This window comes from Vulcanibacillus modesticaldus, from assembly GCF_001730235.1.
Classification (GTDB): domain Bacteria; phylum Bacillota; class Bacilli; order Tepidibacillales; family Tepidibacillaceae; genus Vulcanibacillus; species Vulcanibacillus modesticaldus.
Window position 1 is genome coordinate 23,101 of record NZ_MIJF01000018.1, and the last position, 10,196, is coordinate 33,296.

Here is a 10,196-nt window from a genome sequence, read left to right on the forward strand (position 1 = left end):
TAATATACATATTTTATGGAGGTGGTTTATGTGGTAGAGGGTTTAAAGAGAACTCCGCTCTATCCACTTTATGAAAAGTATGGAGCAAAAGTAATTGATTTTGGAGGATGGGAGTTACCTGTTCAGTTCACAAGCATCTTGGAAGAACATCAAGCTGTAAGGGAGCGTGCAGGGCTATTTGATGTTTCTCACATGGGAGAAGTTGAGGTAAAGGGAACCGACGCACTGAAGTATATCCAAAAATTAATTACAAATGATGCTTCAAAATTGGTAGATGGCAAGGCTTTATATAGTCCAATGTGCTACCCAGATGGTGGTACAGTTGATGACTTGTTAGTTTATAGGTATTCGGAAAATCATTACTTGTTAGTTATTAATGCCTCGAATATCGATAAGGATTATAATTGGTTTGAGGAAAATTTAGAGGGAGATGTAACGATTAAAAATATTTCTGATCAGGTGGCCCAGCTGGCACTTCAAGGACCTTTAGCGGAAAAAGTTTTGCAAAAACTAACTGATCTCGATTTATCAACTATTAAATTTTTCCATTTCAATTCTGATGTCAAGTTAGATGGTATAAAGGCCCTTGTTTCTCGTACTGGCTATACTGGTGAAGATGGCTTCGAAATTTATTTATCCAATGAAGATGCGCCAAAACTTTGGGAAAAAATATTAGAGGCTGGAAAGGAAGAAAATATTTTACCTTGTGGATTAGGTGCTAGAGATACTTTAAGATTCGAAGCAAAATTACCGCTTTACGGCCAGGAACTCTCAGAAAACATAACCCCTATTGAAGCAGGGTTGGGCTTTTTTGTAAAATTAGATAAGGGAGAGTTTATAGGAAGAGGCGTATTAGCAGATCAAAAAGAAAATGGTGCTCCTAGAAAGTTAGTGGGTATTGAAATGATCGAACGTGGAATACCTCGTTCTCATTATCCAGTTTATGTTGGTGAAGAAGTAATTGGGGAAGTTACCACAGGAACTCAATCCCCCACTTTAAAGAAAAATGTAGGACTTGCACTAATAAAATCAGAATACGCTGATATTGGCAATGAACTATTTATAGGAATCAGAAATAAAAAAGTTAAGGCAAAAGTAGTTAATACTCCTTTTTATAAGAGGGGTAAGTAAAAAAATAAGGAGGTTTATCTTATGAGTGAAATCAAACAAGAACTTAAGTACAGTAAAGAGCATGAATGGGTAGAAGTAATTGGTGATAACAAGGTGAGGGTCGGAATTACAGATTATGCTCAAAATGCATTAGGAGACATTGTATTTGTTGAATTACCAGAAGTAGATGATGAGGTAACTATTAATGACACTTTTGGTTCTGTAGAATCAGTTAAAGCGGTTTCCGATATTTATTCACCAGTTTCAGGAACGGTTGTTGAGGTGAATACTTCTCTAGAAGATAGCCCAGAGTTAATTAATGAAGATCCTTATGGTAATGGTTGGATTGTTGTTATCGAACTTAATGATTCATCTGAGTTAGATGAGTTACTATCTTCAGAGGAATACGAGACCTTCATTAAAGAGGAGGAATAAAGAGGAGGATAAAAACATGAGATTCCGATATATCCCAAATACTGTCGAAGATCAAAAAGAGATGCTGACAGAAATTGGGGTTGAATCGGTAGAGGATTTATTTGCCGATATCCCAAGTGCTGTCCGTTTTAAAGGAAATTTAAATCTCCCTAAAGCTATGTCAGAACACGAGATAACTACATATATGTCAAAGTTAGCGGCTAAAAACGTTAGTTTGAATGATTGTTCTAGCTTCTTGGGAGCAGGAGTATATCAACACTTTATTCCAAGTGTGGTTAATCACGTTATTTCCCGTTCTGAATTTTATACCGCTTATACACCATATCAGCCAGAAATAAGTCAAGGTGAGCTTCAGGGGATATTTGAATTTCAATCACTAATTGCTGAGCTTACCGGGATGGAAGCAGCGAATTCGTCGATGTATGACGGGGCTACTTCATTAGCGGAGGCTGCAACGATGGCAGCGGGTTCAACTCGTCGCAACAAAATTTTAGTTTCACTTGCTGTTCATCCAGAAGCAAGAGCAGTTTTAAAGACTTATGCAAGAGGTCAAAATTTAGAAGTTGTTGAAGTAAACATTAAAGATGGGAAGACTGATTTAGAAGAGCTAAAAGAAACTATAGATGCTCAAACGGCTGCTGTAATTATTCAGTATCCCAATTTCTTCGGACTTATCGAGGATGTATTACCAATAGAAGAAGTAACTCACCAAAATAAATCTTTATTTATTGTAAGCGCAAACCCTATGGCTCTTCCTATTTTAAAAGCACCAGGAGAATTTAGGGCCGACATAGTTGTCGGGGATAATCAACCGATGGGTATACCAACCTCATTTGGAGGGCCTCATGTTGGATTTTTTGCAACTAGTTCCAAACTTATCCGTAAGATGCCAGGACGGATCGTAGGACAGACAACTGATGATCAAGGAAATCGTGGTTTTGTACTAACCCTACAAGCTAGAGAACAACATATTAGACGTGAAAAAGCGACATCAAATATTTGTTCCAATCAGGCTCTTGTTGCTTTAGCTTCTGCTGTTTATATGAATGCTATGGGTAAGCAAGGTATTCAAGAAGTAGCAAAACAAAATCTACAAAAGGCACATTATGCTTATCAAGTTTTAACAAGGATAAAAGGGGTAGAACCTCTATTTGAAGGAAATTTCTTCAATGAGTTTGCAATCAAGCTACCAAAGCCAGTTTCTAAGATCAATGAGGAACTGTTAAAGCATAATATTATCGGTGGTTATGATTTGAGTAAGGATTATCCAACTCTAAAAAATGCAATGTTAATTGCTGTTACAGAGATTAAGAGTAAAGAAGAAATTGATGAGTTTGCTGCTCGATTGGAGGGATTGTTATGAGAAAAGAAAAAGCCCTCATTTTTGAATTAAGTAAACCAGGTAGAATTTCGTATAGTTTACCAGAATTAGACGTACCTGAAGTAGCATTAGATGAGTTGCTTCCAAAGGAGTTATTAAGGGAAGAACCACCGGAGTTTCCTGAGGTGTCAGAACTAGATTTGATGCGGCATTATACGGAATTATCCAATCGAAATCACGGTGTGGATTCTGGGTTTTATCCCCTTGGTTCTTGTACAATGAAATACAATCCGAAGATAAATGAAGATGTCGCTAGGTACTCCGGTTTTACTTCAATTCATCCATATCAGTCAGAAGAAACAGTACAGGGCGCATTGGAGCTTATGTACGATATGCAAGAATATCTTCAAGAGATTACAGGTATGGATAAAGTAACGCTTCAACCCGCGGCAGGTGCTCATGGTGAATGGACAGGATTAATGATGATTCGTGCCTACCATGAGAGTCGTGGTGATTTTGGTAGAACAAAGGTAATCGTACCTGATTCTGCTCACGGTACTAATCCTGCATCCGCTACCGTTGCAGGCTTTGAAACTATTACAGTAAAATCCAATGCTGATGGTAATGTTGATATTGAAGAATTAAAAAAGGTAGTTGGTGAGGATACTGCAACCCTAATGTTGACTAATCCTAATACTTTGGGATTATTTGAAAAGGATATTATAGAAATAGCTAAAATAGTGCATGATGCTGGTGGATTGCTATATTACGACGGGGCCAATGCTAATGCTATTTTAGGGATCGCTCGTCCAGGAGATATGGGATTTGACGTAGTACATCTTAATCTTCATAAAACCTTTTCAACTCCACATGGAGGAGGAGGACCTGGTTCTGGCCCAGTAGGTGTTAAAAAGATATTAGAGCCATTTTTACCTAAGCCAATGGTTGCTAAGAAAGATGACAAATACTATTTAGATTATGATCGACCACAATCTATTGGCAGAGTTAAACCGTTCTATGGCAATTTTGGAGTTATTGTAAGGGCTTACGCTTATATTCGTTCTATGGGGCCAGATGGTTTAAGAGCAGTTTCTGAAAATGCGGTATTAAATGCCAACTATATGATGAGAAAGCTTCAAGACTACTATCATCTACCTTTTAGGCAACATTGTAAACATGAATTTGTATTGTCTGGCATTAAGCAAAAGAAACTAGGTGTTAGGACTTTAGATATTGCTAAACGCTTATTAGATTTTGGATTCCATCCACCAACAATTTACTTCCCATTGATAGTTGAAGAGTGTTTGATGATTGAGCCAACGGAAACAGAAAATAAAGAAACCTTAGATCACTTTATTAATACTTTAATACAAATTGCTAAGGAAGCTGAAGAAGAACCAGAAAAGGTTCTTAAGGCTCCTCACAGTACTGTAGTTGGACGTTTAGATGAAGTTACTGCAGCAAGAAAACCAATAATTAGGTATAAAAAATCATAACATTATTGAAAGCACCTCTCTTTAGAAAGTGAGGTGCTTTTATTATCTCGCTGCACTTATACAAAATGCTACTTTATACAAATGTGAGTTTGCTTTTTTGTTAGCCGATGAATGTTATCCTAGGTAGTTAGAGATCTTTGGTAGTTAATTTATAGTAGCTTAGAAAACTCATTTTGTAATGTTTTTGTAATCTGTCCGGGTTGGTGGCTAATTTTAGTGTCATTAACTTGAAGAACTGGCATGATTTCAACAGTTGTGCTGGTAATGAATGCCTCGTCAGCTTTATAAACCTCGTTTAATGAAAACTCTTGTTCAATAAATTTAATTCCTAGTTTTTGAGCAATTTCTTCAACCACATCCCTCGTAATTCCTTTTAAAATAAAGTTATTGGCAGGATGGGTATATAAGTTGCCATTTTTTACAATGAAAAAATTCGATGAGCTTCCTTCTGTTACAATATTATTTCTAATTTGAATCGTTTCATCAGCTTGATTTTCAATCGCAAATTGCTTTGCTAAGACGTTTCCTAGCAGATTAATAGTTTTTATATCACATCTTAACCAACGAATATCTTCAGTAGTTACTACTTTTATCCCATTTTGTATTTTATCTAAAGGACGTTCTTTTTCTGTTGTATAGGCCGTTAGAACTGAAACTCTGTTATTCGGAAATGAGTGTTCTCGAGGTGCTACACCCCTAGTAACTTGAAAATAAACGATACCGGTTGAGAGGTTATTGATTGCGATAAGTTTAGTTATTTTTTCCTTTATCTCTTGGATTGACATTGGCAAAACTAGCTTTATTTCCTTAGCGCTTCTTTCAAGTCGAAGCAAATGTTGGTCTAACCGAAATATTTTACCGTCATAAACTCTAATCACTTCATAAATTCCATCTCCAAATTGGTAACCTCGGTCCTCGATATCGATATGAACATTTTCTCTTGGTATGAATTGATCATTTACAAGAATCATCTTGGTCACTCCAGTTTGATATTTTATAAAGGTTCAATATTGTTTACTTTTTATCTATTTTAACATGATAACAGCAAGAAGTATCGGATATTTTTGTTTATTTTGAAAATTGTAAAATAAAATTTGTCAAATTTAAAAAGTAAAGGATATGAAAGTAATCTTAAGAGATTTAGATTATTTATATTTGTTACATAAAAATATTAGTACTTTTGGAACTAGAATACCAATATATAGTATTGTATAATGATATAGCTCCACAATATATAGTTATATTTTGGGGCTTGTGCAAAATAGTAATACATAGTAGTATATGTGGAGTAATTTTATTTAGTGAAAGGTGAAAAGATTTATGGAAACAACATCTTCTACCAGATTAGAAGGACTTAGTGAAAAAATATTCTTAGACAGATACGCGTTAAAAGATGAAGTTAACAAAGAAGTTAGCGTTGGAGATACTGTTTTAGTTCTAATAAAGGATGACCCAAAGTTTCCACAAAAAGAAGTCGGAGAAGTATTAATGATCGAAGGTAACCTCATAAAAGTTGGCTTAAGAAATGGGGACGTGGTTGAAACAACTTATGAGAAGATTATGAAACCACTTGAAACAACACCGGATATGATGTGGGATCGACTAGCCAAAGCTATTGCAGCAGTGGAAAAGCCAGAAAAACAAGAAGAATGGACTAAAAAGTTTCGTTACGTATTAGATGATTGGAAGTTAGTACCTGCTGGTAGGATTGCAGCTGGAGCTGGTGCAAATGATGAATTAACACTATTTAATTGTTACGTTATTCCATCCCCAAAAGACAGTCGTGGCGGAATCATGGAAACATTGACCCAAATGACAGAAATAATGTCAAGAGGTGGAGGGGTTGGAATCAATCTATCCTCTTTAAGACCTAGAAGGGCAGTTGTAAGAGGAGTAAATGGTTCTTCAAGTGGCGCAGTATCCTGGGGAGGATTGTTCAGCTATACTACTGGTTTGATTGAACAAGGTGGTTCACGCAGAGGCGCACTTATGTTGATGCTGAACGACTGGCACCCAGATTTAATGGAATTTATTACCGTAAAGCAAAAGATGGATCTTATTACAAATGCGAATTTATCAGTAGCTGTTAGTAATGACTTTATGAAGGCAGTAAAAGAAGATTTGGATTGGGAGTTAGTTTTCCCTGATACATCAGATCCAGAATATGATGAACTTTGGGACGGTAACCTACAAAAGTGGAAAGAACTTGGAAAGCCAGTAAAAGTATATAAAAAGATAAAAGCAAAAGAAATCTGGCATACCATTATTGAATCAGCATGGAAATCTGCTGAACCAGGCGTTGTTTTCTTAGAATATTACAATGATATGTCTAACAGTTGGTATTTTAATCCAATTGTTGGTACAAACCCTTGTGCAGAACAAGGTTTACCTGCTTGGGGAGTATGTAATCTTTCTTCTATCAACCTAGCGAAATTTGTTAAAGACGGAGAAGTGGATTGGGATGCTTTAGAAGAAACGATAAAAATTTCTGTTCGCTTCTTAGATAATGTAATTGACGCTACCCCATACCATTTTGAAGAAAATCGAGAAAACCAAATGAAAGAACGTAGAATTGGTTTAGGCACGATGGGCTTAGCAGAAATGTTAATAAAATTAAAGATTCGTTATGGTAGCCAAGAGTCTCTAGAATTTTTAGATAAATTATATGGATTTATTGCCAAAAAAGCCTATTTAGCTTCAACAGAGATAGCTGCTGAAAAAGGTTCTTTCAAGATGTTTGACAAGGAAAAATTCTTACAAAGTAAATTTGTTAGCCAATTTGATGATGAAGTGAAGGAAGCTATTGCTAAAAATGGTATGCGTAATGTAACAGTTCTTACCCAAGCTCCAACGGGTAGTACTGGAACAATGGTTGGGACTTCAACTGGAATTGAGCCGTTTTTTGCCTTTGAATATTTCCGTCAAAGTAGATTGGGAGTGGACAAGCAATATGTTCCAATTGCGGCAGAATGGTTAGAACAACATCCAAATGAAGAGTTACCAGATTATTTTGTTGGTGCCATGGATTTATCGGCAGAAGATCATATACGTGTTCAAGCTACAGTTCAAAAGTGGGTTGATTCATCAATCAGTAAAACTGCCAATGCACCACATGATTTTACCATTGAAGATACTAAGAAACTTTATGAATATGCATTTGAATTAGGCTGTAAAGGTGTAACGATATATCGTGATGGTAGTCGTGATGCTCAAGTGCTATCAACAGCTGATAAAAAAGAGGATAAGAAAAAAGAACAAGAAATTGTAGAAGAAAAGGATAAAAAAGTAGAAAAGGAATATCGACGCAGACCAAAGATCTTAAAGGGCGCAACATATAAGATGAATACCCCGCTTGGAAAGGCTTATATCACAATAAATGACGTGGATGGAAAGCCGTTTGAAATTATAGTAAACGTGGGTAAAGCTGGTAGTGATGTATTTGCTATGTCTGAAGCTCTAGGAAGGGTATCGACTTTATTCTTGCGTTTTGGAGAGCTTCCAGATGGTAATAAAGCAAGATTATTAATTAAACACTTGAAAGGTATTGGAGGTTCAGGAGCAGTTGGATTCGGACCAAACAGGGTAGAATCTATAGCTGATGCGGTGGCCAAGGCGATTGAAATGCACATTGATGGAGAGGATACAAATAATTCAATCGCAGCTTCTGAAGAGGATATCTTAAACCGGCATAATGAGCATGAAGGTATCGACACTACTTATATTAGTCATGAAGATGATGTATTAAATATTACTGATGATTTTGGAGTACCTGAAGGACTAGACCTATGTCCTGCATGTGGTTCAGCGTCTTTAACAAATGAAGAAGGATGTAAACACTGTATTTCTTGCGGATATTCTCGTTGCACATGATATAAATCTTATTCCTAAGGCTGTATTTGAACAATTGTGTTCAAATATAGCTTTTTTTTTATATTCATATTTTCTTCAAAAATAAATTTTAGGATATAAGTGTAAATAAGATAGCAGTTTGATTAATAATAATATTGAAAGGAGATGAATAATATGTTCCTATTATTAATCCTAGTAATTGGTTTTTACTTGTATAATACAGGCGATTTACAACGTATGATTAACAGTTTACAAGGCAACGGTAATCAAGTAAATGAAGCTAAGCGAATAATCGACATACGTTTTGCTAAAGGTGAAATTACTGAAGAAGAGTATAACAATTTGAAAAAAATTTTATAATACCAAATTAATGATCAATTAACAAGGAGGTATAAAATATGTTTGGCGGGCATATGATGGGTGGATTTGGTCGTGGATTTGGTGGATTTTATCCAGGAGGATATGGAATGTGGTATGGAGGTGGATTCACTGATTTATTGTTCTGGATTCTAATAGGTGTAGTTGTTTATTTGCTAGTAAAAAAGAGTAGAAATAGTAATTTTAATGTTCCAAAAGAAACGATTCAAAATAATGAAGCATTAGAATTAGCCAAGTTAAGATACATTCGTGGCGAGATAACCTTAGATGAGTATCAAGAAATAGTGAAAGTTTTAAAACAATAATTTTGAGGAGGTTAATCGATGGTTAACATAATTTTAACCCTAATTGTGGCTTATTATTTAATACGTACAGGAGATTTGTTCAAATTAATACGCAAAATACGTAGGTTCATAGTTGATTTTATAGTTTCTCTAAAACAAGAAACAAATGAAATTCAAACTGCAGATGATCCATTAGATATTTTGAAATTACGATTTGCTAAAGGTGAAATCAGTGCTGAAGAATTCGAAAAAATGAAGACAAGTTTATAAAAAATAAGCGGCAATCAAAAGCCGCTTATTTTTTTGCTTATTCTTAATTTGTATTCATATATGTATTACTAAATATATATAGATTGATTAGAAGGGATAATAAAGGAGGGGATATAATTGCCTTTTGGTTTTTGGGTGACTTTATTGATTATCATTATATTTTTCTTTGTTGTGATTAAATTTGTATATCAGTATCGATATAAGATAGATCATTCATTAGGTATGATGATCGCGATGGTTTTGGGAATGATGGTTGGCATTACTGCTGGTTTAGTTATCGGAATAGTTTTTGCTAGTGACTTATTCACATCAACTATTATTGCTTCATTTATTGGAATAAGCATAGGATTTATAGCTGGTATATTTAATAGTCTAATGGCTGTACTCGATGGAATGGTATCAGGATTAATGGGTGGAATGATGGGAGTAATGTTAGCCGCAATGATTCAGTATAGCAAAACGGAAACAATGGTGAGAATTTTATTGGTATTTTATGTTGGTACTATATTGATACTTATTTTTATGATGTTTAAGGAAGTCAAAAACACAAAACAACCACTTATCTTTCGCAATCCTCTAATAATGGTTATAGTTTTTATTTTATTTTTTACTTTGTACAATCAATTCGGAAGGATTTTTCCTGAAAGAACGGATTTCGATATGAACAATCATCAGCAAAAAATAATTGAGGATAATGATCGGTAAAATTATTTGTAAATACAAAAATTATCAACAAATTGCCTCACCTTAAATGGGTGAGGTAATTTTACAAAAACGCAACACTTTCTTCATAAAAACAATATAAATTTACACTAGCGTTGCATTAATGTAGTCAGAATATTTCTTCTAATAATCACTAGTTCATAAAAAAATCCTTTATAATGGAAGTACAGGTGCTCCCTGTCCAAATCCAATATAAAGGACCATGCTTATGGACAAGGATACACTATTTTCGTCATTTGGTAAATGGATAGCTCCTATCAATTCTGTAAAATTACAACAAAAAGTAGAAGAAATGAAGCAAGACAAATACGTTAAAAAATTAACAACAAG

10 protein-coding genes are annotated in these 10,196 nt (G+C 34.9%); 9 read left to right on the top strand and 1 reads right to left on the bottom strand.

Annotation, left to right across the window (positions count from 1 at the left end; translation table 11 throughout):
* The first annotated feature begins 30 nt into the window (after positions 1-30).
* The 4 genes from gcvT to gcvPB are packed head-to-tail and all read left to right on the top strand — an operon-like array spanning position 31 to position 4,362.
* A complete protein-coding gene (gene gcvT, locus BHF71_RS04810) occupies positions 31-1,131 on the top strand; it encodes a glycine cleavage system aminomethyltransferase GcvT (RefSeq protein WP_245683820.1) in 1,101 nt (366 codons plus the stop codon).
* Between the two features lie 21 nt (positions 1,132-1,152).
* Positions 1,153-1,545: a glycine cleavage system protein GcvH gene (gene gcvH / locus BHF71_RS04815; protein WP_069656537.1), complete on the top strand. Its 393-nt coding sequence runs from the start codon at positions 1,153-1,155 to the stop codon at positions 1,543-1,545.
* Between the two features lie 16 nt (positions 1,546-1,561).
* Complete coding sequence (gcvPA, locus tag BHF71_RS04820) at positions 1,562-2,908, top strand: aminomethyl-transferring glycine dehydrogenase subunit GcvPA (protein WP_069656538.1); 1,347 nt, start codon at positions 1,562-1,564, stop codon at positions 2,906-2,908.
* A complete protein-coding gene (gene gcvPB / locus BHF71_RS04825; protein ID WP_069656539.1) occupies positions 2,905-4,362 on the top strand; it encodes an aminomethyl-transferring glycine dehydrogenase subunit GcvPB in 1,458 nt (485 codons plus the stop codon). Before gcvPA ends, gcvPB begins: the two co-directional genes overlap by 4 nt.
* A gap of 149 nt (positions 4,363-4,511) precedes the next feature.
* Here the strand turns inward: gcvPB and dat are convergent, their stop codons facing one another.
* A complete protein-coding gene (dat, locus tag BHF71_RS04830) occupies positions 4,512-5,333 on the bottom strand; it encodes a D-amino-acid transaminase (RefSeq protein ID WP_069656540.1) in 822 nt (273 codons plus the stop codon).
* Between the two features lie 349 nt (positions 5,334-5,682).
* On the opposite strand from dat, the gene BHF71_RS04835 reads away from it, so the two are divergent.
* From BHF71_RS04835 to BHF71_RS04855, 5 genes are all read left to right on the top strand, one after another.
* A complete protein-coding gene (locus BHF71_RS04835; RefSeq protein ID WP_069656541.1) occupies positions 5,683-8,232 on the top strand; it encodes an adenosylcobalamin-dependent ribonucleoside-diphosphate reductase in 2,550 nt (849 codons plus the stop codon).
* A gap of 153 nt (positions 8,233-8,385) precedes the next feature.
* Entirely contained in the window at positions 8,386-8,571 is a 186-nt protein-coding gene (locus BHF71_RS04840; protein ID WP_069656542.1) for an SHOCT domain-containing protein, read from the top strand.
* Between the two features lie 38 nt (positions 8,572-8,609).
* On the top strand, positions 8,610-8,894 hold the full coding sequence (locus BHF71_RS04845) for an SHOCT domain-containing protein (RefSeq protein WP_069656543.1): 285 nt from the start codon (positions 8,610-8,612) through the stop codon (positions 8,892-8,894).
* An 18-nt stretch (positions 8,895-8,912) separates the two neighbouring features.
* Positions 8,913-9,143 carry an SHOCT domain-containing protein gene (locus BHF71_RS04850; protein ID WP_069656544.1) on the top strand — a complete coding sequence of 77 codons (231 nt, stop codon included), beginning with the start codon at positions 8,913-8,915 and terminating at the stop codon, positions 9,141-9,143.
* 117 nt (positions 9,144-9,260) lie between these two features.
* Positions 9,261-9,848, top strand: coding sequence for a hypothetical protein (locus BHF71_RS04855; RefSeq protein ID WP_069656545.1), 588 nt, complete (start codon positions 9,261-9,263; stop codon positions 9,846-9,848).
* The last annotated feature ends 348 nt before the right edge of the window (positions 9,849-10,196 follow it).

What these genes read in the sequence shown, in the direction of transcription:
- gcvH (WP_069656537.1), top strand. Translation starts at nt 1,153, where the DNA reads ATGAGTGAAATCAAACAAGAACTTAAGTACAGTAAAGAGCATGAATGG.
- gcvPA (WP_069656538.1), top strand. Translation starts at nt 1,562, where the DNA reads ATGAGATTCCGATATATCCCAAATACTGTCGAAGATCAAAAAGAGATG.
- gcvPB (WP_069656539.1), top strand. Translation starts at nt 2,905, where the DNA reads ATGAGAAAAGAAAAAGCCCTCATTTTTGAATTAAGTAAACCAGGTAGA.
- dat (WP_069656540.1), bottom strand. Translation starts at nt 5,333, where the DNA reads ATGATTCTTGTAAATGATCAATTCATACCAAGAGAAAATGTTCATATC.
- BHF71_RS04835 (WP_069656541.1), top strand. Translation starts at nt 5,683, where the DNA reads ATGGAAACAACATCTTCTACCAGATTAGAAGGACTTAGTGAAAAAATA.
- BHF71_RS04840 (WP_069656542.1), top strand. Translation starts at nt 8,386, where the DNA reads ATGTTCCTATTATTAATCCTAGTAATTGGTTTTTACTTGTATAATACA.
- BHF71_RS04845 (WP_069656543.1), top strand. Translation starts at nt 8,610, where the DNA reads ATGTTTGGCGGGCATATGATGGGTGGATTTGGTCGTGGATTTGGTGGA.
- BHF71_RS04850 (WP_069656544.1), top strand. Translation starts at nt 8,913, where the DNA reads ATGGTTAACATAATTTTAACCCTAATTGTGGCTTATTATTTAATACGT.